Origin of the sequence: Neobacillus drentensis, assembly GCF_036965425.1 — a bacterium.
GTDB lineage: Bacteria > Bacillota > Bacilli > Bacillales > Cytobacillaceae > Neobacillus > Neobacillus drentensis_F.
This window is the reverse complement of sequence record NZ_JBALPP010000086.1, coordinates 14,240-39,646: the sequence shown is the minus strand read 5'-3', so window position 1 is coordinate 39,646 and position 25,407 is coordinate 14,240. Positions and strand designations below refer to the sequence as shown.

Sequence of the window (25,407 nt, the reverse complement as noted above, 5' to 3'; positions counted from 1 at the left end):
TTTTTTTCTGAGGAAAATTAACATTTACCTGTAAAAGTTAAAAGTTTGAAAGAATTATATGTCATGAAATTCGATTTCAAGCGCTAATTTAGAGTAATATTACCCTGAATTAGGGATCAAATATAGCTTAAAAGCCAATCTGAAATTTTTATCAGCGAATTTTTAGAGTTTATCGGCGAATTCTCGATTTTATCGGCGAATTTCACCACTATATCGGCGAATTCTCGATTTTATCGGCGAATTATAAAAATCCCAAAATATTAAAGCTAGAAAAAGACAAAAAAGAGCGTGGATACCCACACTCCAAATTTAAAATTATAATTAATATATTCGTGTTCGTCTGCCGAGGACAAAAAGGCGAATTTGTCCACGCGCGGTGCCTGACACCCCATTAAACACCACACTATTTCAATACACCAATATACTTCGATTGCGGCCGAAAGATGGTGTTGTTTTCTGCTTGTTCCAGGATGTGGGCGGTCCAGCCGACCATGCGGCTTGCGGTAAAGGTTGGGGTGAATAATTCAGGTTCCATTTCTAGTGCTTTCATAATGGCAGCCGCATAGAATTCTACGTTGGTATAAAGAGAGCGGCCTGGTTTCAACTCCTCTAATACTCTTATGGCAACTTCTTCAACCTTCATCGCAAGATCAAGCCACTCATCCTCACCAACTAGTTCCAGCAGTTTCGTCTTTAAAGCGATGGCTCTTGGATCACGGGTTTTATATACTCTATGGCCAAAACCCATCAATTTTTCTCCACGCATAATTTTTTCCCTAATAACTTTTTCAGCATCCCCGGCAAGGGCAATTTCATTAAGCAGATCAATTACTCCTGATGGCGCTCCGCCATGTAGCGGTCCTTTCATCGTACCGATGGCAGATGTCACCCCTGACACGATATCTGATTCAGTAGATACCGTAACCCTAGCTGAAAAGGTAGATGCATTCATCCCATGCTCAAGTGTCAGGAGCATATACGATTCAAGTGCCTCCACATGTGCCTCCAGTGGAACCTCTCCTGTAAGCATATAAAGGTAATTTGAAACATGATCTAAATCATCCCGAGGATGTTCAAATAATCTGCCTTCTATTTGGCTTTTCCGATAGGCGATAATGGTGGGAACGAGGGAAGTTAGCCGAATTGCGTGTGAAATGGTCGCTATCCCCTCATATTCGGAATTACCCCCTTCAGCAGAAATAACCGTTCGAATAACACTCATCATATCCATGCTAGGCGGAAGCAAATCAATAATTTTTATCAGATACTCCGGCAGCTCACGATTGCGTTTCAACTCGTCTTTCAACCCCTGTAATTGGCCCTCATCCGGCAAATAACCGTACCAGAGAAGATAAGCAACCTCTTCAAAAGAATAGCTTTTTGTTAGTTCTCTGATTTCATATCCCCGATAAATTAATTCCCCGTTTTCTCCGTCCACATGACCGATCAGTGTTTCTGCAGCGACAATTCCTTTTAACCCCTTTTGAACATTCATGAAATTCGCCCCTTTCCTTATTTAGTATTATTTTATAGAATTAGCTTGATTAAGAGTATTGAATATTATTAAACTAATTGATTAATAAAATTAATCAGAGGTGGGGAAATGGAATTTGACTGGCTTAACACCTTTATAACAGCTGCCGAGTGCGGAAATTTTCGAAGAGCATCAGAAATTCTGTATATCTCACAACCCTCTGTAACGGTTCATATTAAGCAACTAGAAAAAGAGTTAGGGATACTTTTGTTTGATCGGGAGGGCAAAAAGATAAAGCTGACGGAAGCGGGGAAGAGGTATTTGGTTCACGCTAAGCGATTGCTAGAGGTTTATCAAGGCGGACTGGAGGATTTACACTCTTTTACCCAGGGATATACATCTCAATTAACACTGGCCATTTCACCGCTGATTGCAGATACCATCCTGCCATATGTTTTAAAAAGCTATACGAAGCAGCATCCTGAAGTTGAGATTACGGTGAAAATAATAGAATCTACAGAAATCGAACAAGCAGTGTTAAATGAAGAAGTTGACCTGGGCCTGTCATGTCTTAATAGCACAAATCAAGATTTAATTTGTGAATTATTATATAAAGATAGAGTCATATTTGTTGCCCCACACGACGGCAGAGATGCTGAAACAGCCCCACCCCTAGATGAGGAAGAGGTTTTATCATCGAATTATTTATTAACCCATAATCATCCGGGCTATTGGGAAAGTCTATCGAGAGAAGTAAAAAGTAAATATCCCTATGTTCGAATGATGAAAGTGTCTCAAGTCCATATTACGAAACGGTTTATCATTGAGGGATTGGGAGTATCTTTCCTGCCGACATCAACTGTAAGAAGGGAGTTATTAGAGGGGAGTCTGCTGGAAGTGGATTGCCACACCATCCATTTGCCTGAAGCGAACACATATGCCATCATGAAGTACGAACATTCCAAACAAAAAGAATTTCTTAAATTCATCTCCAACTACCGTCTATAATAGAAAAAACGGCCCTGTCCTTCAATGGAGGACAGGACCGTAATAATTATTGATGCTGGCCTTCAGTGAAAATTTGGAAGTTTACGCCAAACTTATCTGTTACGCTGCCATATGCAGGACTAAAGAAAGTTTCTTGAAGCGGCATGCCCACTTGACCGCCATCTTCTAATGCATTAAAAAATTTGTGGGATTTCTCTGCGTCGTTTGTAGAAATACAGATGGTTACTTGATTTCCGCTTTGATGAGGTTGGCCAGGGAAGGTATCAGACAACATTAGCTCACTTTCACCAATTTTGATTGTGGCGTGACTTACAAGATCCTTTGCTTCAGCTGGAAGTGGAAATTCAGGATTTTCCGGCATTTCTCCGAAAGATTGACTAAATAGAACTTGTGCATCTAATGCATTTTGGTAAAACTGGATTGCTTCTTTTGCATTTCCGTTCATTACTAAATAAGGAATCAATTTTACTGTCATATAAATCTCTCCTTGGCCCATATGTATTTTTTTATTACTATGCACGATAACATAGTGATTAGGCAGCCTGATTAACAGCAGGCCCTCATCTCATTATTACCGATATTTCAATTATATAACAAAGAACGTTTGTTCGTAAATAAATTTTTGGCTAAAAAGGAAAATTTTTTTAAAAAAAGCATGCGCGCAATAAGTTACGCACATGCTCAAATATTTAACCCATTAAAGAGCGGCTATGTATCTATCATTAATAATTCTTCGATGGTGGATTTCATGTCCGGCAATGATGAAGGCGACAGCCCGGGCAGTGACCTCTGTGTTATTAGCGAATCCAATATTGCCCCATGCCTCTTCCGGCATATTCTCAATCAGTGTGATTGTTGCTTTTCTTGTTGCAATAAAGTCATCAAGGATATTTTTAACAGGCAGTTTGTTGATTTGCGAACCTGCAACATAATCATTTTCGTCAAAGCCAGCTAAAGCTGTTTGATCCCCGCGGCCAATTCGCAGCAATCGATAGCTCATAATTCTTTCCGTATCAGTCATATGACCGAGAACTTCTTTGATACTCCATTTTCCAGGGGCATAGCGAAATTCTGCATCCACTTCCGAGAAATTCTCAAAAAGTTCCATAACCTTTACAAGATTTTCTTTTAAAAGTGTCAATAGATCAGCTCCAGGAACTGAATTTACATAAGGAACATAATACTCAGGATACTCACTTACATTTGGACGTTGAAGCATATCATTCTCTCCCCTCTATTTTTCACAATTACATCTCAATCCTACCATAATTTTCATGTAAATTGAATTAATGGAATGCCATCCCTGTCCCCGTTTGCCCCATTTTTGCCATCTCCCTTTATTCTAAATTGTTCTATTTTTCAAAAAAATAATCAGAAATTCAGAAAGGATATTTTCTCAATAAATGATAAATAATATTCTTCCAATTTGTGCATATTAAAAAGAAAAAAGGAATGGCCTTAGATGAAACATAATAAGATGTTGCTGCTCGTTTTAATGATACTACCATGGCTGTCCGTGCCCTTTTTAGGAAAGCGGACAATTAAACGCTTTTTTCCAGGTGCACTTTTCATGGGGGTATGGGTAACGGTTGAAAGTATTTTAGCTAAAAAAAGAATCTGGTGGCGGTTCACCGATAAATTGATTCCCGGTGTAATGGGAGAAATTCCTTTTATTGTTGGACCATTCTTTGTGGGTTCATTATGGATTTTCAAATGGACCTTTGGTAACTTTTTTCGATATTTAATAGTGAATCTAATAACAGATGTCCTATTTTCATTTTTGGGGATGCATTTTTTACGAAAACTGGGAATAGTATCGCTCGTTCGATTGAAGCATTATCAAATGAGCCTTTTATTTATGGCAAAATCAGTCTTAATGTACATATTCCAAGGATCAATTGAAAAATTGCAAAATAAACCTAAATCGCTTCTGCAAAGGATATTTTCATAAGTAGCAACACCACAAATTTACTTGTGGTGTTTTATTTTTTTAGGAGATCTCATCCATAATCAACCGTGCATACGATAAATAGACAAATAGATAATGTAACAGGGGGGAGAAAGTTGAATTTCTTCTTAGTGGGAATTGTTTATTGGCTATTGATCGGTGCATCTATTCTGCTGTTTATTTTGGGTATTTTGAAAAAATCCTGGAAAGCCTTTTTGTGGAGCGGAATTGCCCTTTTATTACCAAGCATTGCCATGTTTGCAGGTGATACAGAGGGATTGTTTAGATGGATAGGAGTCCTTTCTTTAATTTTGTTCGGATTAGCCTACTGGACGAAAAAATAAATTGCTTGCTTTTCTAAAAGGTGCTTATATTTTTTTTTATCAATCTTTTATAAATAGGATTGTTACTATTCAATCAGCAAAACCTAAGACTAATGCACTTATCATTAGTTTTAGGTTTTTTTTATTAAGATCTTCCTAAAAAAGGTGATTAAACCTGTGGTTCAGGAAAGATATTGTCCCCCGCATATACAATTTTATGAGGTGAAGTGAAATGGAAAACAAAAGATTCCCAGAAGGATTTTTATGGGGGGGTGCTACGGCTGCCAATCAAGTGGAAGGTGGGTTTTATGAAGGAAACAAAGGAATGAATATTGCCGATGTTCTCCCCGGTGGGAAAGAGCGACTAAAAATCTTATTGTCACCAGGTTTTGATTTTAAAATTGATAGAGAAAGGTACAGCTACCCGAACCATGAAGCTATTGACTTTTATCACCGTTATAAGGATGATATAGCATTGTTCGCAGAAATGGGCTTTAAAGTATACCGTATGTCTATTGCGTGGACAAGGATTTTCCCGAATGGAGATGAATTAACTCCTAACGAAGATGGTCTTGCTTTTTATGATCGTGTCTTTGATGAATTGTACAAACATGAAATTGAACCAGTTGTGACAATTTCCCATTATGAAATGCCGGTTAACCTTGTAACAGAATATGGCGGCTGGAGAAATCGTCAGGTTGTGTCCTTCTTTGAAAGGTATGTAGAAGCAATTTTCAATCGTTATAAAGGTAAAGTGAAATATTGGATGACATTTAATGAAATAAACAGCGGCTTGCACTTCCCGATAATGGGACTTGGTTTTGCTATACACAAAGAGGAAGACAAATATCAACCTACTTTCCAAGCTTACCATCATCAGTTCGTTGCAAGCAGTATTGCAGTAAAGCGATGTCATGAAATAATGCCAGATGCTAAAATCGGCTGTATGATTTTGTACGCCCCGGTATATCCTTACGATTGCAATCCTGAAAATGTGATGTATGCTCTTAAAAAGAACCATCTGCATAATTTTTATTGTGCAGATGTCCAGGTACGGGGGGAGTATCCTGCTTTTATCAAGCGCTATTTTAAGGAGCATAATATTGAGTTAGAACTTCAAGATGGGGATTTGGAGTTAATTAAGCAAGGAACTGTTGATTATATTGGCTTCAGCTACTATATGTCAGTAACAGAGAAAAAGGAAAAAACCGAAGAAGAAGCAGCACAGGGAAATATTCTATCCGGGGTGAAAAATTGTTTTCTAAAAGCAAGTGACTGGGGATGGGAAATTGACCCGATTGGTTTGCGTATTTCATTAAACGAATTATATGACAGATATCAAGTACCACTATTTGTTGTAGAAAATGGACTAGGTGCGTATGACAATGTTGAGGAAGATGGAACTATTAACGACGACTATCGCATTGAGTATATGCGTGACCACATCAAGGCAATGAGAGAAGCAGTTGAAGATGGTGTCAATCTGATGGGGTATACATGTTGGGGGTGTATTGACTTAGTAAGTATGTCAACAGGAGAGTTCTCAAAGCGTTATGGTCTCATATATGTTGATAAACACGATGACGGCAGCGGTACATTAGAGCGGAAGAAGAAAAAGTCCTTCTTCTGGTATAAAGACGTTATTGCTTCAAATGGAGAACAATTATAAAATTGAAAAAGCCTGCCTAAACGGTATTCCGTAAAAGGCAGGCTCTTTTTAATTATTTAGGAAAGTGCTCTTAACCCTATGACACCAATGATAATCATCATAACACTTATTACACGTCCTAAGCTCTTTGATTCTCCAAAAAGAAACATGTTAACAGCAACAGCACCGGCCGTTCCAATTCCTATCCATACCGAATAGGCGATACTTACTTGTAAATAGTGGAAGGATTTATACAAGAAACCAAAAGAAGCACCAAAGCCTCCTATATAGAGGATTCCATTGCGAATGGATTTCCGTTTACTATATAATTTTAGCCCTGCCGCACCGATAATCTCGCATGTGGCCGCTAAAACCACCAATATCCAGCCCATATTAGGCCGACCCCTTTAAAGCTGCTTTTTCCTGCTGATTATCAGCAAGGTTTAAGCCAATCACGCCCAAAATGATAATAGCAACAAACAGAAGTTTCGCACCGCTAAAACTCTGATCAAAAAGGAAGACATCCATTAAAACTGTTCCAATGGTTCCTACTCCTGAAAAAATAGCATAAACAGTGCCAGTGGGGAGGCTTTGGCATGCTTTGGGCAGAAAATGAAAATCAATTAATATAATTCCAATAATGATTGCCCACTGCCACCAGCTATCGGCAACATTGAAGCCGTATACCCACATTAATTCAAATAAACAAGTTAATGCTACATATATCCATGCTTTATTCAATAAAACCCACCTCTTGAGGACTCTCTTCTTCAAGTTAATTTATTTTGAGGTTTAACCTACTTTAGAATACCATATCTATCTAAAAAAATAATTTCAATCCGGGAATAAAGCGTGATTTATATCACAAAAGACCTATATTTTTACGATTATAATTATGGAAATAAGAAATACATCAAAAGGGATGGTGATGGAAATTGGAATACGCATTTAAAACTCTTTATAGTGAAATCGGCGGACAAGAAACAATCGATCAGCTTGTCAATGCTTTTTATCCACGGGTATATGCTGATCCGGAATTAAGACCGTTATTTGAAGGGGATATGGAAGAAATCAAGCGAAAGCAGCGGATGTTCCTGCCGCAATTCTTAGGGGGACCGGCTCTTTACAGCCAGGAATTTGGCCCGCCGGCGATGAGATAACGTCATTTGCCATTTGAGGTGACGCCTAGAAGGGCACAATGCTGGCTTCGCTGTATGAAGGAAGCCTTTGAGGAAATTGGCCTTGATCAAAACCCAGCAGGTGTAGCTTTTTATGACCGCTTAACTCAAGTAGCCGGAATTATGGTAAATAGTCCGGATAAATGAAACATGTTCAGATTAACTGGACATGTTTTATTTATGACGTGGAGTAATTTAATATTGTAGAATACTTTATAAAAATTGTAGAATATCTATTATATTTTGTAGAATACTCTCTCAAATTTGTAGAAATTCCAATCAATTGAAGAAAGTCCACTGGAATTTGTAGAATACCATCTGAAAATTGTAGAATATCCTCTGAAAATTGTAGAATACCATTAACAATTTGTAGAAAGTTTAACTCATTGTTGGAGCCCTCTAAAAATTGACGTCCTTTAATTCCGTAAAAACGGAATTTTCCCGATTTCCGGAATCCGCAAACTAACTTCTTTCCGCAAAAACGGAAATCCACCACCCGCGATATTACCAAAAACCTCAATTTTCAAATTATTATAAAAATGGCACAGAACTTGCAATGAAATACTAGTGCAAGGGGAATTTTCGTTAAGGAGGATTGAAATTTTTTGTAACCGCTTTCTGTAAAAATTGAACAAGGGGGATTTTCATGGATTTAATCGTTATACTCTTGGCCTTAGGCCTATTAATGTTTGTTGCCTACAGAGGTTTTTCTGTAATCTTATTTGCACCTATCTGCGCACTATTTGCGGTTTTATTAACCGAACCAAGTTATGTATTGCCATTCTTTTCGAGTGTTTTTATGGAGAAAATGGTCGGATTTATTAAAAACTATTTTCCTGTCTTTTTATTAGGAGCTATTTTTGGAAAGGTCGTTGAAATGTCAGGGCTGGCAGAGTCCATCGCTAAAACAATCGTGAAGCTGCTTGGCGCGAAACGAGCCATCTTAACGATTGTGTTATTAGGAGCGATATTAACGTATAGCGGCGTAAGCTTGTTTGTTGTCGTCTTTGCTGTTTTCCCATTTGCTGCGCATCTTTTCAGGGAAGCGGATATTCCAAAAAGGTTAATTCCGGGAACGATTGCGTTAGGTGCCTTTACCTTTACAATGGATGCTTTGCCGGGTACGCCGCAAATTCAAAACGTTATTCCGATTGCCTTCTTTAAAACGGACATTTATGCTGCACCATTGTTAGGGATTATTGGCGGAGTATTCGTCTTGGTACTTGGACTTTTATACTTAGAATCCAGAAGGAAAAAGGCCGAAAAAGCTGGAGAGGGCTATTTCGGATTTGGTACTGAAACGGCATCTGCCGCTGAAAATCTCGCTAAAAAAGAAGAACCTGCAGCCAACTTCTCAACGGAGCAGTCAGCAGCAAGACAAATATTAGCGTTTGTTCCGCTTATTCTTGTAGGGGTTATGAACAAAGTTTTTGTTACAAATATACCGAAATGGTATCCAAACGGATTTGATTTTTCCCAGATTGGTTTAAAGGCTTTTGGTGTTGTCGATGTAGGAGCGGTAGCGGCGATTTGGGCCGTTGAAATGGCATTAGTGGTTGGTATTATTTCTACTATTTTATTTGACTGGAAGCGGGTCACGCAAAACTTTAAAGAGGGACTGAACACAAGTATCGGTGGTTCCTTGCTTGCTACGATGAATACGGGTGCAGAATATGGCTTCGGTGGTGTCATCGCGGCGTTGCCAGGATTTACAGCTATCAGTGACGGGATTTCGAATACCTTTACAAACCCGCTCGTAAATGGAGCTGTTACTACATCTACACTTGCAGGGATTACTGGTTCTGCCTCAGGGGGAATGGGAATTGCCTTAAGTGCGATGGCTGAAAAATATAATCAAGCAATTGCAGCAGCAAATATTCCGCCTGAAGTTATGCACCGAGTAATTTCAATGGCGTCCGGCGGTATGGATACCCTTCCGCACAACGGAGCGGTTATTACATTACTTGCTGTAACGGGACTTACACATCGTCAGTCCTATCGGGATATTTTTGCTGTTACGATTATCAAAACACTGGCAGTATTCTTTATCATTGCCGTTTATTCTTTAACAGGCATTGTCTAAATTAAAAACTTTCGAAATAAGCAGCCGCTTGTTTCGAAAGTTTAAATCTATGGCTGTGTTAAACTTGTCTGTTGATTTCCGCTCCAGGCGCGTGTGGTTCGCGGGCGTGCCGGGGAGCCTCCTCGGCGCTTTTGCGCCTGTGGGGTCTCCCCAGCCCCGTACTCCCGCAGGAGTCTTCGCGCCTTCCACTACAATCAACAGGGTGTCAATATCAACAATTGCCTTTAACACAGCCAAATCTATAAAAGGGGGATGACGGAATGAGTAAGGGAAAAGTAATTGATTCATTTGAAAAAGCTATCGATGATATTCATGACGGAGCCACCATCATTGTAGGCGGGTTCGGTCTTTGCGGGATACCGGAAAAGGCAATTTTAGCTTTAAGAGATAAAGGTGTTAAGGACCTGACCATAGTGAGCAATAACTGTGGTGTCGATGATTGGGGCCTCGGTCTATTACTTGCCAATAAGCAAATTAAAAAAATGATTTCTTCCTATGTAGGGGAAAACAAGATTTTCGAACGTCAATTTTTAAGCGGGGAATTAGAGGTGGAACTTGTGCCCCAAGGTACACTCGCTGAACGTATCCGTGCAGGCGGTGCCGGCATCCCTGGGTTTTATACGGCTACAGGAGTCGGAACACCTATTGCTGATGGAAAGGAACTTAAAGACTTTGACGGCAAAACCTATCTTCTTGAAAAAGCGATTGTTGGTGACTTTGCACTAGTGAAGGCTTGGAAAGGGGATCGGTTAGGGAATTTAGTGTACGACAAAACGGCAAGAAATTTTAATCCGCTAGCTGCAATGGCTGGAAAGGTAACCATTGCAGAGGTAGAAGAAATCGTCGGTGCTGGTGAGCTCAATCCCGACCATATTCATACACCGAGCATTTATGTCCAACGTGTGCTGGCAGGGGAATTATACGAAAAGAGAATTGAAAGAAGGACGGTTATTCAAGCATAGAGAGGAGAATCTTTAATGGACGTTCGCCATAAAATTATTAGACGGGCAGTGCAGGAAATTGAGGATGGCATGAATGTTAATTTAGGAATTGGGATGCCGACACTGCTGGCCAATGAAATCCCGCCGGAATACAGTGTTTTACTGCAATCAGAAAATGGCTTATTAGGTATAGGACCCTATCCGGACGAAGAACATGTCGATCCAGATTTAATTAACGCAGGAAAAGAAACAGTAACTGCGGTACAGGGAGCTTCTTATTTTGATAGTGCCGAATCCTTTGCGATGATCCGCGGCGGCCATATTGATTTAGCCATTCTAGGCGGCATGGAGGTATCAGAAAAAGGGGATCTCGCCAACTGGATGATACCAGGGAAAATGATAAAAGGCATGGGTGGCGCCATGGATCTTGTCAATGGAGCGAAGAGGGTAGTTGTAATTATGGAACATGTAAATAAATATGGTGAATCAAAAATAAAGAAGGAATGTACACTTCCTTTGACTGGTCAAAAGGTTGTCCATCGCCTTATTACCGATTTAGCCGTATTTGATTTCAATGAAGACGGAATGGTGTTAACGGAATTGCAGGAAGGAACCACGATAAAAGAAGTGCAGGAAAAAACGGAAGCAGGTTTTAGTGTAAGCCCTCAGCTGATGTCAAACCAACAATAACCAGGGAGAGTGCACGAAATGGGGAAGCTATTAGATGGAAAAACCGCCTTTATAACCGGTTCTGCAAGCGGCATTGGGCTGGAAATTGCAAAAGCTTTTGCAGAAGAAGGAGCAAGAGTGGTAATTTCAGATTTGAATAAGGAATTATGTCATAAAGTAGCAGATGAGTTGAACAGTCAAGGATATATTGCCCTATCTGCACCCTGTGATGTAACGGATGAAGATGCCTATAAAAATAGTATCGATAAAGCCTATCAATCTTTTGGAAGTATCGATATTTTAATCAATAATGCCGGTCTTCAATACGTTTCACCTATTGAGGAATTCCCGACAGAAAAGTTTAAGCTGTTGGTGGGTGTAATGCTGACAGCACCGTTTATCGGCATCAAGAATGTTTTTCCGCTCATGAAGAAACAGGGATATGGAAGAATCATCAATATGGCGTCCATAAACGGTCTGATTGGTTTTGCAGGTAAGGCGGCATATAACAGTGCGAAACATGGAGTGATCGGCTTAACAAAAGTGGCAGCATTAGAAGGCGCTGAGCATGGGATAACCGTCAATGCCCTTTGTCCTGGCTATGTCGATACACCGCTTGTTCAAAACCAGCTGCAAGACCTGGCGAAAACAAGAAATGTCCCATTTGAGAGAGTCATAGAAGAAGTCATTTACCCGCTGGTCCCGCAAAAAAGGCTATTATCCGTTTCGGAAATTGCCGACTATGCTGTCTTTTTAGCAAGTGAAAAAGCAAGGGGAGTTACCGGGCAAGCTGTGGTACTTGATGGAGGATATACTGTTCAATAGAAGAACCTATACCGGGTTCTTTTCTTATTTTTTGAAAGTTTCTGGCAAGTCTTTTGCTATAATAGAATTAACACTATCAAAAAGGTGAGAATGTGAATGAAGGTAGGAATTGAGCAAATTCCCCATAATTGGCTTGAGGAAGTTATTAATCTTGCAGCAGAACGAATTGTCATTGTGGATAGTCAAGGGATTATCAAATATATAAATGCCGCCTATTGTGAATTTATTGGAACTACCGTAGAAAATGCGATAGGAAAGCATGTTAATGAAGTAATTGAAAACACCCGTATGCATATCGTTGCGAAAACAGGGCAGGCTGAGTTGGCGGCGGTACAGCGGATTAATGGAAGTGAAATGATTGCGAACCGCTTCCCGCTTGTCGTCGAAGGGGAATTAGTCGGGGCGCTGGGAACGGTGATGTTTCGCAACCCCGAAGAATGGCGGCAATATCAATCCAAAATCCAGTCACTTGTTGAAGAACTGAAATATTATAAAAATCGATTCGAAAAAGAAAGTAAATATAACTTTGCAGATTTAATAGGAAACAGTCCAGCATTTTTAGCTTCAAAAAAACTAGCTGAAAGAATATCCAGCAGTCATTCATCCGTTTTATTACTGGGAGAATCAGGTACAGGCAAGGAATTGTTTGCGCATGCCATTCATAATGGCAGCAGCCGCTCCGCCTTTCCATTTGTTCCAATAAATTGTGCTTCGATTCCAGAGCACCTTTTAGAATCTGAATTATTCGGATATGAAGAAGGGGCTTTTACTGGGGCCAAAAAAGGAGGCAAAAAGGGACAATTTCAAGCGGCCCACCATGGGACGATTTTTCTTGATGAAATCGGTGATATGCCTCTTTCGATGCAGAGTAAGCTCCTTCGCGTATTACAGGAAAAAGAAGTCCAGCGAATAGGCGGACAAAAATCCATTCCGGTTGATGTCCGGGTGATTGCCGCTACCCATAGAGATTTAGACAAAATGGTACAAGAAGGAACATTTCGGCAGGATTTATATTATCGTTTAAATGTAATAAAAATCGAAATTCCACCGCTGAAAAAGCGAACGGAAGATATCCCGTTCATTGCTAAAAGCTTGTTAACAAAGCTTGGAAAGAGATTCCACCGGCAAAGCACAGTGCTGTCTGCAGATGTAATCGATAGATTACAAAAGCATAAGTGGCCAGGTAATATCCGTGAGTTGGAGAATGTCCTGGAGCGGGCCATCAATGTTTTAGATGGAGAAACCATTGAGATACATCATCTGCCGCTTTATCTCCGCGACCTTGAAGTAGATCACTATATCCAGCCACAACAAAAGCCCGATATTTCGGTAAAGCCATTGAAGGAAACATTGGCGTTAGTTGAAAAACAAGCGATTCTCCATGCCTTAGCAGTTACAGACGGTAATAAGCTAGAGGCAGCAAAGCTTTTAGAAATAGGCAAAACAAGCTTTTATGAAAAATGCAAATTGTACGGAATATAGAAAAGGCTCCTCACTCGAAGTGAAGAGCCTTTTCACATTTTTAAGAAGTGTCCTTATGTGGTGGACGTTTGTCTTTTTATGGTGCCTGACACCAATTACTTTTTCAGTTTAGCCCATGTTGCATCTAAAGCTTTCATTGCTTCTTCTTTAGACTTTTGGCCGCCCACATAGGCTTGAAGGGTTGCACCGAATTCTTGACCTGCACCATCAGGATATTTCATGAATTGCCAAGAGTAAGTCTTACCGTCTTTAGAATATTTCTGAATATCTGCGCCTAGAGGTCCAATATCTTCTGCTTTTGCTTCAATTGTTTTAAAGGCAGGGATATATTTGAATTCTTTAACTAATGCCGATTTACCTTCTTCAGATGAAACCATCCAATTTAAGAAATCTTTTGCTGCTTTCTTGTCAGCATCAGGTGCTTTGTTGTAAACAACCCAGTTAGTTGGCACGTCAGCCATTAGCTTATCTGCTTGAGCAGCATCATCTGTAAGAGCAAGAGGAATGAAACCAACTTCCATGCCAGGGTTTAATTTATCAAGCATTGGCTGAATCCAGTTACCTTGTTGGATCATGGCTGTTTCACCGTTAGCAAATTGAGTAACTTCTGTATTATAGTCTGTTGTTAATGGATTCTTGTTACCGTATTTCACCGTTAAATCAATAAGTTTGAAGTAGTCTTCAAAGTATTTGTTGCCTTCAATTTTAGATTTACCTTCGTTTAACCCAGGAATGAAGTTTTCGTCATCAGCTTGCTCGTAAGCAAAAGGAACGTTCAGTCCATGGTTCGCTAAAACCCACCACTCTGCATAACCGACAGAGAAAGGAGTGATACCTGCAGCTTTAAGCTTTTTAGAAGCAGCTTCCAGCTCTGAATAAGTTTTTGGAAGTTCTGTAATTCCTGCTTTTTCAAATAGCTTTTTGTTATACGCGAATCCATAACCTTCCATGTTTACAGGCTGGCCGTAAATTTTTCCGTCGATCGTCATTGGTTTTAAGGCATCTGGATAAGCATCTTTAACCCATGGCTGATCAGAAAGATCTTCGAATTTGTCCTTCCAAGTTTGTGCTTCTTGATAACCGCCGTTTCCGAAAATATCAGGTGCTTTGTTAGAGGCGAACTTTGCTTTTAGAGCTGCCGCACCATCTGCGCCGCCTCCTACTGATTCAATATTAAACGTTACATTTGGATGCTCTTTTGTATACTTATCTGTTAACGCTTTCAATTGATCGGCGATTTCAACCTTACCGTTAAAGATATCAACAACTACTTTTCCATCCTTGCTGCCGCTGTCTTTTTTCGTTCCGGATGCACTGTCAGAATTGCCGCATGCCCCTAAAAGAAGTGATGCTGATAAAATCCCCGCTGCAATCGAATATTTTTTGAAAGCCATTTGGTTTCCCTCCGAAAAATGAATTTTATTTTTTATAATATCTCTACTGCCTGAGGTTCAGGCAGCAGAGGTTGTTCCTACTAAAAAAACTGTCTAGCTACAGCGCCTAGGGGCTCGGGGTCATAAGCCAATCAGTCAAGAAGGTTAAAGAGCAACCTTCTCGCCTGCTCGTCTTATGCCTGTCGCCCCTGGTCAAGGCGCTTCCGCTTTTCTTATTACTTGATTGAGCCGCTTGTAATTCCCTTGATAATGTGTTTTTGCATGGAAAAGAAGAAAATTAACAAAGGTATGATGCCAAGAACAAGTGCTGCCAGCGCTAGATCCCATTGCTTGGTGTACTGGCCAAAGAAGAAGAAGGTGGCTAATGGAATCGTTCTTAATCCTGGATCCTGAAGGACCAGTGATGGTAATAAGTAATCATTCCAAATCCATAAACTGTTTAGGATGATGATCGTTACGGTAATTGGTTTTAATAGTGGAAAAACGATTCTCCAGAACACGCCAAACCTTGTACAACCGTCGATAATCGCTGCTTCTTCCAGTTCTACCGGGATTCCTTTGATAAAACCGTGATACAAGAAGATGGTCATCCCTGATCCAAAACCTAAGTACATGATGACAAGTCCCCAGATGCTGTTGAGCATCCCAAAGTTACCGGCTGTTTTGATAAGCGGAATCATAATCGATTGAAAGGGAATAATCATCGCTGCAACAAAAGTCATGAAAATCACATTGCTGATTTTCCTTTTTGTTCGGACCAGCATATATGCTGCCATAGAACAAAAGATAACAAGAACGACATTACTTATAACGGTAATAATAAGAGAATTCGTAAATACTCTTAGGTAATCTAATTTTTCAAAAGCATTAATATAGTTGTCGAGCATCAACACCTTTGGCAATGCTGATGTATTCGATAATATTTCTGCAAATGGTTTTAAGGAGTTTGAAATCAAATAATAAAACGGAATGAGAAAGACAAGTCCAAGCAGGATAGCAAAGATTTCGCCGATAAATGTCTTGCCGGTATACTTGTTTATCATTATGATTCAACCTCCCTCTTCTTCGAAATCGTTACTTGAAGCACGGTAATCGCTGCAACGACGATGAAGAAAATTAATGCCTTTGCTTCACCAATACCGTAGCGGTTATTGACGAAGGCTTCTGTATAAATGTTAAGTGCTAACATTTCAGTCGATTTGAACGGACCCCCGTTTGTTAATGAAAGGTTCGCGTCAAAAATCTTAAAGGATGAAGCGGTTGTTAAAAATAAACAAATTGTAACGGCTGGTGCAACCAAGGGCATCGTGATATGGCGGAGAATCTGCCACCTATTTGCTCCATCAATTTTCGCTGCTTCAATTAATTCCTGCGGGACATTTTGCAAGGCGGCAATATAGATGATCATGATATAACCTGCACCCTGCCACACACTGACAATAACGATTCCCCAAAATGCTGTATTGGCATCTCCTAACCATGCCAGCTCGAAAAATGGAATTCCTGTCAACTGTCCGAGAGAAGCAAATCCTTTTACAAAAATAAACTGCCAGATGAATCCTAATAAAAGACCGCCAACCATATTTGGCATGAAGAAAACGGTCCTTAAGATGTTTCTGGTCTTTAACATTTGCGTAACTAGTAACGCTAAGCCAAATCCAATCATATTCGTTAAAATAATAGCAACAACTGTATATTTTGTTGTAAGCAGGAAGGACTGCTGAAACTGTTTGTCCTCAGTAAATAAGTATTTAAAATTATCAAATCCGACCCATTTGATGTCACCAGTGATCCCGTTCCAGTCAGTAAAGGCATAGTAAATACCTGTAAAGAAAGGGATTAAGACAATAAGGGCAAAAGCTAAAAAGGCTGGACCTACAAATAGAGTAAATAATCCTGCATCTTTCAGCTTTTTCTTGCTAGTGAATGAAATTGATTCTGCGGTTTTCGTGTTTGTTTGACTTTTAAAAGCTGCACTTTCTACGTTTTCCAACTTACTCTCGTTATTCACTGACTGCACCTCCCATAATTTCATTTTAGGGATTTCATAAAAATATGAAACGGCTTACATTGACCAGTAGGGTGGAAAATATTGAACAGTCCAACCGAGTATGAGTAAAAAATTCTACTATGAAAGGGACAGTAGAAGTATGCTAAAATGAGGGAAAATATTTTTATAGGGTATTTTTAAAAACAACCTGCAAGGGAGGAAGTTAGTTTCAGCATGGAACTAACGAATGAATTATGCATTGGGGTATCCGAAAAAAGCTTATCATTACGTTAATGGCTGTCATTATTCTCCCTTTCGGAACAGCCAATGCGATTACATACTATCAAACGACAAAGTCGCTTAATGAGCGATTCGTATCCACCAATCATGACCTAATTGTAAAGGGAGAACAAGAACTATCTACTTATTTAGAAGATGTTGCGCAAATGTCGACTGTTCTTTATCGCTACACTCCTTTTATGAATGTAATGCGAGATGGAGTTTCACGGGACTTAACTTATAATCAGGAAGAAGTACGCAGAGCTATGGCTTATTTATTTAATTCAAGGCCTGAAATTGAACAAATGCATCTTTACATCGATAAGGAAAAAGATTCTTATACCAACTACCATTCTACAATAAGCGGCCGGGGGACATATGAACATATCTTTTCTCACCCTTATTATGCCCGATTAAATCGGTTGAACAGCTTTTCAGTGATTGAGCCGCCGCATGAAATTTATAGCTATAACAATATATCTGTCATCCCTAGTTCCCAAAAGGTGGATGTTTTAAGCTTTCATAATATCCTAAGAGACGTCCCTTCGGACAAGTTTTTAGGCTTTCTATCGATCGATATTAATCTTTCAAAAATAAGCAATATTGCCGGCCGATTATATACAGACGACATAGAAGACCTTTATATTATGAATGACAAAGGCGTTGTTATTTACTCTTCCAATAAGGATGAAATAGGAAGGGAAAATAAAGAAAAATGGTATACCCAGGTGAAGAAGGAGCCAAAGGCGGGGAAAAGTCTGGAATGGCAGGATAATCACTTCTCCGGCGTAATCGTCTATCAGGATTTTTCTAATTCATTTAAGAATTGGTATATTGTGAAACGAATTCCTTACAATGTACTCTATCAAAGTGCCAGACAAACTGCATTTACGAATATTTTAATTGCCATCATTACACTCCTGATTGTGTTAATGGCTACTTTGTTTATTTCATTCAGACTCACGGCGCCGATTAAAGTATTGATTGCTAATATGAAAAAAGTGGAGAAAGGTGAGTTTGAAGCTGATTTTGGATCATTGGGGAACGACGAAATTGGCATGTTGGGAAGACACTTTAAATTAATGATTGCTAAAATCAATGAACTTATTGAACGTGAATATAAGTTGGAAATCGAAAATAAATCCTCCCAATTGAGGGTGCTGCAATCACAAATTAATCCTCACTTTTTATATAATGCTTTTCAGTCTATTGGTACATTGGCGCTAAAATTAAAGGCTGCCCCTGTTTATTCCTTACTAACCTCATTGTCCACAATCATGAGGTACAGTATGAATATGAAGGAAGATATCGTACCGTTCACTTCAGAGCTTAAACATGTAAAATCTTATTTATTATTACAAAAACAACGATTTGACGAGCAGCTTGAGTTTACCATAAATGTCCAAAAAGAAGTTGAAGAAGTTCTTGTTCCGAAAATGATTTTGCAGCCAATTGTCGAAAACTGTTTTAAGCATGGATTTGACCAGAAGGTTGAGAAAGCATTTATTCATATTGAGGCAAATCTAAAAGGTGAGATGGTTTTCATTAGTGTAAAGGATAATGGAATCGGAGTAACGGATGAGCAGTTAAATAATATTCGTGAGGAATTGTTCCAAGGTGTATCAAATGAAGAAAAAAATAGAGAAACAATTGGGTTGAAAAATATTTATGATCGCTTGCAAATTTATTACAATAATCAAGCCAAAATGGACGTTTGCGGCAATGAAGATAATGGTTTTACAGTTACCATCGAGATTCCAAAGGTAATGCCAAAAGAGGTGGAGTATTCATGAAGGTCTTAATCGTTGATGATGAAAAACATGTGCGTGATGGTATTAAGCTGCTGGGGGAATGGGAACAGAATGGGATTAACGAAATTTATGAGGCGGGGAATGGAGAAGAAGCGATACAGCTAATTAAAACGATTAAGCCTGAGATTATTTTTTCCGATATGAAAATGCCTAAAATGGAAGGTACCCAGCTGTTGGAATGGATAAATGTCAATCAGCCAAATAGTAAAACAATTGTTGTCACTGGTTACGATGATTACCACTATATGAGAAAAGCGATTCATTTTGGAAGTATGGACTATTTATTAAAACCAATTGATCCAGAAATCTTAAATCAGACACTGGAGAAAGCGGTAAAGGAATGGAAAAAAGAAGAAGCAGAGCGGAAGAAAAAGGAAAGCAGTTCTCAATTAATCAATGAAATGAAACCAGTTTATCGGGATCGTAAGCTAACACAGCTTTTGAACAGCGAAAGCATGAAAGATAATTTGTATGAAGAATTTGGCTTTCACTTGTCGCAAAATTATACGGTCGCCCTGGTCCGAATTAACGGAAAGACCATTGAGAAATTTCAAGGGGATCGTGACTTGGCCTATTTTACCATCCTAAATGTTATTAATGAAATAGTGATGGGAAATGAATGTGGGATTGGTTTCAGATACTTATCTAATAAGGGTGAAATCGTGATCATCTTCTGGAACAAGTTTGATCTGATAGACCAGCTTTTAGCTCAGATCTATAAAGCGATAAAGAGTGCCATGGATATTTCTTGTCCAATTGCAATCGGAAAGCCAGTTAATAAAAGTTTCAAATTGATTGATTCCCATCAGCATGCAAAGCAGGTTTTATTAAATAGTAATATTTTAGATAAAACAAAAAGAGTCTATCGGCAGGATGTTTTGCAGCCTGATACTTTACGGAATCTTATGGCGTATTCTTCTAATATAGAACTAGCTGTACAAGCTGGTGAAATTGAGGCGTTTGATGATGTAATCAATCAAATCGTCAACGACTATACAGAGAACGGATATTTATCATTAAATCAATTGCTGCATTTTGAAAACGAATATTTAGTCATCAGCCGCAAATGGTTTAAGACTTATAGCCTTCCTTTTAAAGCGGCAGACAATATTGATAAACGAGTTGATTTGTTTTTTGACAAAAACGGTACGTTCCAATTAAACGAATATATTGAAAGAAAGAAACGGGAGATTTCTGTTTTCTTGAAAAAAGTCAAAAGAATCACGCAACAAAAAAATAGTAACATTATTTATGACATCGAAAAGTACCTGCAGGCAAACTTTGATCGGGAAGTAAAACTACAGGAGATTTCAGAGCATTTTTATATCAGTCGTGAGTATATTTCGAGAAAATTCAAGCAAGAATTTAATGTAAACATCTCGGACTATATCGTTAAAATCCGGATGGAAAAAGCAAAATCATTATTGAAAAATAGCCAGTTAAAAATCTATGAAATTGCAAACATGATTGGCTATCAGGATGACAAATATTTTCGTAAGGTGTTTAAAAAGGTGGTGGGTGTTACACCGAATGAATATCGTGCAGAATATGTTAATTAATAGTTAAAAATGAGCAGAAATCGGTAATAACCTGTTTCTGCTCATTTTTTATAGCAAAAGAAAAAAGTACGACTTTTTTGTAAAATTGTGAATGATTATTTGGTTTCGCTAATCGTTTTTGTCATCACATCGAGTACATAGTTCTTTGTATTCTTGGTAATGGATCCGCCGTCTCCTTTAAAGATGATGGACTTGGTTGTATCAGTTGGTTCAATGTGAACAGGTACTTGTATCTGTCCTTCTTTTAGAGTAAAGGATTGAGTGAAATTCATATCATTTCCAACCGTTACTTTTTCCCCGTTGATGGTGAAGTCAGCGCCCTTAATGGCATTCCCCTTAACGGTCATAGTTGAACCATTCACCTCGATTTGGCTGACTACAAACGGCTTATCAATCCAGCGTAGAATCGTATCCTGGACAATCATTTTGTTGTTGCCTTGGTTAGTGACGATGACTTTCATATCGGTTCCAGGGGCACCATACCCGTAATAGCTGATATCGTCATCCGATGAATCAGATGGGGTATGGTCCGCCAGACCTTCCTGATCCCAGGAATTGTCCCTCGTATATTTATAGGTTAGCTCAGTTCCTTCCTCTAGTTCTACAGTGTATTCCCAATCAGGCGTTACGGCACCGTTGCGGCTCATTTCCCAAGCACTGGTATTCCAGCCATTTAGGGTGCCGGGTATATTCACTTTTGCCGACAAAGGTGTGTAATCTGGTGCATGTACCCTAAAGGTGACCTGTACCATGACAATTTCCGGTGTTACACTTACCGTGTTCGAGTCCACATTATTTCCTGCTTGATCATAGACGCGAACTTGGTATTTATACATAGTACCATTTGCTACCTGATAATCACGGAAGGTAGTGGCACTGCCCTCCAGTGTTGAAAGAATTTGGCCGTCACGGTAAATGACCGTTTTAAATGGCTGATCCGGATCAGTGAGTTTCCAGTTTAAATTAACCTGACCGGATTCCTTGACAGGAGTGTCTAACAAAACTTCCTTTGCAGGCGAAGTAGTATCAGACGTGCTTTGTTTATAGGATACTTCACCCGTCGTTGAGTAAACCCAATTTTTTCCTAAATCAGGACTAAAGGCCATTCTGTATTCAAATGTGCCCGCTTCATACGCAGTGAAGCTTCCCTGAAACTCATTTGCTTGGTCGTCCTGGGATTGTCCATTATATTGGGCTTGATATGAAGCCCAAGTGGGTTGGCCCTTTAGTCTTACTTGAAGCTCCGTTGTGATTCCTTCTGCTGCACCCGATTCTGTCGCACTTGGCAGGTAAAAGAGCGCTTTTACCTCAGATTTCTGTGCCAAATCCAACTCTCTATTTTCCAAAACAGTCAAGTCCTTAACACTGGCTTTACTTACATCATAATGGGGCACAAGCCCAGTTGTGGCTGCAGGTGCAGATTCGTTACCGTTTTTGTCCACGGCTGTTACTTTGAAATAATAGGTTCGACCATTATTCACACCGGAAATATTTACAGTGGTATCCGCAGTTTCCTTCACTTTTGTCCATAATCCACCTGCAACAGTAGATTCATAGACAAAGAATTTTGTGCCATTTCCTATCCAGCTTAGAGCAATCTCTTTTGAACCGGCCGTACCAGTTAATTCTTTAACAGGTTCTGGTTTTTTCACTTCATTTACACTGATTAACATTCTTCCTGAATCAGCTGGCACTGTTAATGACAGTTTTCCGTCCTTCGTTTCAGCCGCATATTTCGGATCCAATTGATCCACAAAACGAAGGCCATTTCCCAGCAGAGCTTCTGTATCGATTTCAACAGTTTGTGCTGCAGCACCTCTGTTAATAATAACAAGGCCGGATTTTGACCCTTTTGTCCGAACGTAGGCTAACACATCATCCTTTGCGTAGACGTGGTGCAGATCGCCATGTGCAAAAAGGTCAGCATTTTCCTTACGAATTTGACCTATCTTTTGGTAGTGGGCAATTAAATCTTTGTTTTCGTTCCACCATGGATAGGTGCGGCGGTCATCTGGATCTTTGGATCCGGTTTGACCGGCTTCGTCGCCATAATAGATGGTCGGCGCTCCAGGGTAACCCATTTGAAGGATGGAAGCCAGCTTTAACTTTTTTACACCTTCCGTGTAATTGTATTTCGGATCTTGTTCTGCTCTGTTATACGTATCTGTGCCGTTGCCCAGAAGAAATATCGCCCGTGCCGTGTCATGGGAACCCATCAGGTTCATGAGGGCATAAAAAGCTTCCTTCGGATAGTCCTCTTGTACAGCCATTAGCGCGTTTTGTGCATTAACGGCATTACCGTTCTTTAAGTAATCTAAAATGGCCCCGCGGAAACGGTAATTCATAACGGAATCATATTGATCACCTAAAAAGTACTTGGAGGCATCATCCCAAATTTCTCCCAGAATGAGAGGCTGTTCGCCTTCTTTGAGGGTCTTCCCGGCTCCTGTCATGGTTTTGGATTTCATTTGCTTGCGGAATTCCTGCCAGAATGAGCTGTCCACTTCATTGGCTACATCTAGGCGCCAGCCTGATGAGCCTCGGTTAATCCATATTTTTCCTACAGAATCCTTTTCATACATTAAATAATTAGACAATGATGTGTTGTTCAGTTCACTTGGATGGTCGACCTTTGTGCCGTTAACTGATTCGAATACAGGGAGACTATCATAGCCCCACCAGCCTTCATACTTATAATGCTCTCCAGTTGAAACACCGTTTACTTTTTCATTGGGAACTTTTATGTTTTCTATTTTGAACCAGTTTTCAAAGCCATATGGGCTAAAGGTTTGCCCCTCTGCTATGAGTTGTTCCTTGGCCTTAGACTTAGCAGCCGTTTCGGACAATTTTTCTTTATTCATCAAATCGTAAATTCGGGACCAGTATTCATAAGCACCTACAGTTTTATATTTGTTATAGCGGTCAAAATAGATGGAATCATCGGATACATGATTGAAAACTCCGTCCAAAATTAGGTGCATGTTACGTTTTGATAATTCTTTGGCGAAATCCTCGAATTCTTTTTCGGAGCCAAACATAGGATCTATCTGTTTATAGTCTGTTGCATCATATTTATGGTTGGATGGTGCAATGGCGATTGGATTTAAATAAAGTGTATTGATTCCAAGAGATTGTAGATAATCAAGCTTTTCCTTGATACCCTCAATGTCTCCACCAAAGAAGTCGTTGCTAAACTCTCCATCTCCAGTATACGAATCAGTGCCTTGTTCATATGGATTGTCAGGCAGGGAAGACCAGGAAGCCGGATGTTCAATCGGCTGGCTGCCGCGAGCTCCAACTTTGTCCTTGAGATGGTCATTTGCTTTGTTTCCGTTATAAAAGCGATCAGGAAAGATTTGATAGACAACTGCTTCCTTCATCCAATCCGGTGTTTGATAGCCCGGATCGAAAACGGTCAATTGAAAGAGTCCTGCATTTTTATCTTCAGCTTTACCGGTGTGTCCTTCCTGTGTGTCTTCCCCGTATTCCGCTGTTGTATCCTGGTCCCCGACGATGAATTTATAGCCGTGAACTCCTTTGTCAGCTGGTGTAAAAGTGGCTTCCCAGAACTCAATGGTACCTTTGTCTTTTGTGTCTGCCCAGCCAACATTCTTCATAGAAAGAACTTTTGTTGTGCCTGTATTATAATTTTTTACATATAGGCTGGCTCTGGTCAGGTCACCCTTTTTAGCTGATACCCGTAATGTGACCGGTTGTCCTGCAGGAATCGCTCCAAACGGTGAACGGTAAACTTTGTCCCATGAATCATGATAAAGAGCATTTTTATCAACCAATCCATCAGCTCCAGTCGGTTTATAATCTGTAGAAACTTCTTTTGTTTGGTTGTTATAGAAAAATGTGATTGTCGTATCAGAAAGTACATTCAACTTTTCATTGGAGGCAGGGTATGACTCTGTCCATTCCGTACCCAATACAACTTTGTATTCGTAGTTTCCTCTTGGTACCTTTGTAGTAAAGGAATAGACGTTGTCAAAATGGGTGTCCTCCATCAACGCTGTTGAGTCTGATGGGCTCCATGCAGGCCCTGCTTGAATGGCAGGTTGAATGGTTCCTGCTAGACGTGGCTGTTTATCTCCTGGCAAGGGTGTATAGTGGGTACTATCGGCAATGGCGTGGGTGTTGTCATTGTAGTAGAAGGTGACTTCTTTTTGTGTGGTCAGAGTTAGTTTTATGTTAGGCCCACCAGGCACTCCACCATCTCCGTAATTTTCGGACCAGCTTCCTCCAAGGGCTATTTTGTATTCATAATCACCAGCAGGCAATGTGCCAGAATAAGAATACAACCCATTTCCCTGGTAGGTCATTTGTGTTTTAGCGGAAGCGGGATCCCAATCTCCTGAACTTCCTAACTCTGTCTGAAGGCTGCCAACAAGTACAATTTGCTTTGGTGCTGTTTCTGCAGCTTTTGCTGTTTGACTTATCGCAAGTCCAGAAAACAATTGAAGAATTAGCCCCACTGCGGTTACAAGTGACAGAAGTGCTTTGCGCTTTCTTTTCATGTAAAATCTCCTTCCTCTTATTCTATTAATTTAGAAATCGTTGGCATAAAATTGCACAAAAAAAACCATATGTAAGAGGCTTATGGGACAAGTTTTATGTGCAACCGTTTGCGCAAGCGTTTTCAAAATTTATTATATCTATTTCTTAACACAAATCAATAGGAAATCAGTATTGAAGTCTAAATTTTCTGAAATATACTTATGGAATAATTTTGATTTTACCTGCTCCGGGAAGGAATTATCACTTCTAAAAGCATTTTTTATATTATAAATCA

The 25,407-nt window shown here is 39.7% G+C and carries 20 protein-coding genes and 1 pseudogene; 12 read left to right on the top strand and 9 right to left on the bottom strand.

The annotated features are described in order from the left end of the window. Nucleotides 1-403 precede the first annotated feature (403 nt). A complete protein-coding gene (locus V7161_RS20480) occupies nt 404-1,495 on the bottom strand; it encodes a citrate synthase/methylcitrate synthase (RefSeq protein ID WP_335714729.1) in 1,092 nt (363 codons plus the stop codon). A 108-nt stretch (nt 1,496-1,603) separates the two neighbouring features. On the opposite strand from V7161_RS20480, the gene V7161_RS20475 reads away from it, so the two are divergent. Then, complete coding sequence (locus V7161_RS20475; RefSeq protein WP_335714728.1) at nt 1,604-2,482, top strand: LysR family transcriptional regulator; 879 nt, start codon at nt 1,604-1,606, stop codon at nt 2,480-2,482. Between the two features lie 46 nt (nt 2,483-2,528). Here the strand turns inward: V7161_RS20475 and V7161_RS20470 are convergent, their stop codons facing one another. Both V7161_RS20470 and V7161_RS20465 read right to left on the bottom strand, forming a co-directional pair. After that, entirely contained in the window at nt 2,529-2,957 is a 429-nt protein-coding gene (locus V7161_RS20470) for a VOC family protein (protein ID WP_335714727.1), read from the bottom strand. Between the two features lie 222 nt (nt 2,958-3,179). Next, entirely contained in the window at nt 3,180-3,701 is a 522-nt protein-coding gene (locus V7161_RS20465; RefSeq protein WP_335714726.1) for a DinB family protein, read from the bottom strand. Between the two features lie 243 nt (nt 3,702-3,944). On the opposite strand from V7161_RS20465, the gene V7161_RS20460 reads away from it, so the two are divergent. The 3 genes from V7161_RS20460 (at nt 3,945) to V7161_RS20450 (ending at nt 6,422) form a co-directional block, all read left to right on the top strand. After that, nucleotides 3,945-4,433, top strand: coding sequence for a hypothetical protein (locus V7161_RS20460; protein ID WP_335714725.1), 489 nt, complete (start codon nt 3,945-3,947; stop codon nt 4,431-4,433). A 113-nt stretch (nt 4,434-4,546) separates the two neighbouring features. Next, nucleotides 4,547-4,774 (top strand): hypothetical protein, encoded by a 228-nt coding sequence (locus V7161_RS20455; RefSeq protein ID WP_335714724.1) that lies wholly within the window; start codon nt 4,547-4,549, stop codon nt 4,772-4,774. Between the two features lie 211 nt (nt 4,775-4,985). Then, the gene (locus V7161_RS20450) at nt 4,986-6,422 is read left to right on the top strand and encodes a glycoside hydrolase family 1 protein (protein WP_335714723.1); all 1,437 of its coding nucleotides are present in this window, start codon (nt 4,986-4,988) and stop codon (nt 6,420-6,422) included. A gap of 56 nt (nt 6,423-6,478) precedes the next feature. On the opposite strand, the gene V7161_RS20445 is transcribed toward V7161_RS20450, so the two are convergent. Together V7161_RS20445 and V7161_RS20440 are read right to left on the bottom strand one after the other, a co-directional pair. Further along, entirely contained in the window at nt 6,479-6,793 is a 315-nt protein-coding gene (locus V7161_RS20445) for a DMT family transporter (protein ID WP_289986651.1), read from the bottom strand. 1 nt (nt 6,794) lies between these two features. After that, on the bottom strand, nt 6,795-7,142 hold the full coding sequence (locus tag V7161_RS20440) for a DMT family transporter (protein WP_335714722.1): 348 nt from the start codon (nt 7,140-7,142) through the stop codon (nt 6,795-6,797). 194 nt (nt 7,143-7,336) lie between these two features. Between V7161_RS20440 and V7161_RS20435 the strand changes: the two are divergent. The 6 genes and pseudogenes from V7161_RS20435 (at nt 7,337) to V7161_RS20410 (ending at nt 13,579) form a co-directional block, all read left to right on the top strand. Continuing rightward, nucleotides 7,337-7,726, top strand: a pseudogene (locus V7161_RS20435) (globin). A gap of 499 nt (nt 7,727-8,225) precedes the next feature. After that, a complete protein-coding gene (locus V7161_RS20430; RefSeq protein WP_335714721.1) occupies nt 8,226-9,662 on the top strand; it encodes a GntP family permease in 1,437 nt (478 codons plus the stop codon). A 260-nt stretch (nt 9,663-9,922) separates the two neighbouring features. After that, complete coding sequence (locus tag V7161_RS20425; protein WP_335714720.1) at nt 9,923-10,624, top strand: CoA transferase subunit A; 702 nt, start codon at nt 9,923-9,925, stop codon at nt 10,622-10,624. Nucleotides 10,625-10,639: 15 nt separating this feature from the next. Then, nucleotides 10,640-11,293 (top strand): 3-oxoacid CoA-transferase subunit B, encoded by a 654-nt coding sequence (locus V7161_RS20420; RefSeq protein ID WP_335714719.1) that lies wholly within the window; start codon nt 10,640-10,642, stop codon nt 11,291-11,293. Nucleotides 11,294-11,311: 18 nt separating this feature from the next. After that, the gene (locus V7161_RS20415) at nt 11,312-12,097 is read left to right on the top strand and encodes a 3-hydroxybutyrate dehydrogenase (RefSeq protein ID WP_335714718.1); all 786 of its coding nucleotides are present in this window, start codon (nt 11,312-11,314) and stop codon (nt 12,095-12,097) included. A gap of 96 nt (nt 12,098-12,193) precedes the next feature. Then, complete coding sequence (locus tag V7161_RS20410) at nt 12,194-13,579, top strand: sigma-54 interaction domain-containing protein (RefSeq protein ID WP_335714717.1); 1,386 nt, start codon at nt 12,194-12,196, stop codon at nt 13,577-13,579. A 95-nt stretch (nt 13,580-13,674) separates the two neighbouring features. Here the strand turns inward: V7161_RS20410 and V7161_RS20405 are convergent, their stop codons facing one another. From V7161_RS20405 to V7161_RS20395, 3 genes are all read right to left on the bottom strand, one after another. Further along, nucleotides 13,675-14,973, bottom strand: coding sequence for an ABC transporter substrate-binding protein (locus V7161_RS20405; protein WP_335714716.1), 1,299 nt, complete (start codon nt 14,971-14,973; stop codon nt 13,675-13,677). Between the two features lie 215 nt (nt 14,974-15,188). Next, nucleotides 15,189-16,016: a carbohydrate ABC transporter permease gene (locus tag V7161_RS20400; protein WP_335714715.1), complete on the bottom strand. Its 828-nt coding sequence runs from the start codon at nt 16,014-16,016 to the stop codon at nt 15,189-15,191. After that, a complete protein-coding gene (locus tag V7161_RS20395; RefSeq protein WP_335714714.1) occupies nt 16,016-16,984 on the bottom strand; it encodes a carbohydrate ABC transporter permease in 969 nt (322 codons plus the stop codon). Before V7161_RS20395 ends, V7161_RS20400 begins: the two co-directional genes overlap by 1 nt. 233 nt (nt 16,985-17,217) lie before the next feature. On the opposite strand from V7161_RS20395, the gene V7161_RS20390 reads away from it, so the two are divergent. Both V7161_RS20390 and V7161_RS20385 read left to right on the top strand, forming a co-directional pair. Further along, nucleotides 17,218-19,035 (top strand): sensor histidine kinase, encoded by a 1,818-nt coding sequence (locus tag V7161_RS20390; protein ID WP_335714713.1) that lies wholly within the window; start codon nt 17,218-17,220, stop codon nt 19,033-19,035. Next, nucleotides 19,032-20,612: a response regulator transcription factor gene (locus tag V7161_RS20385; RefSeq protein ID WP_335714712.1), complete on the top strand. Its 1,581-nt coding sequence runs from the start codon at nt 19,032-19,034 to the stop codon at nt 20,610-20,612. Before V7161_RS20390 ends, V7161_RS20385 begins: the two co-directional genes overlap by 4 nt. A 95-nt stretch (nt 20,613-20,707) precedes the next feature. Here V7161_RS20385 and V7161_RS20380 read toward each other — a convergent pair whose 3' ends face one another. Beyond that, nucleotides 20,708-25,132 (bottom strand): pullulanase X25 domain-containing protein, encoded by a 4,425-nt coding sequence (locus V7161_RS20380; RefSeq protein WP_335714711.1) that lies wholly within the window; start codon nt 25,130-25,132, stop codon nt 20,708-20,710. Nucleotides 25,133-25,407 lie beyond the last annotated feature (275 nt).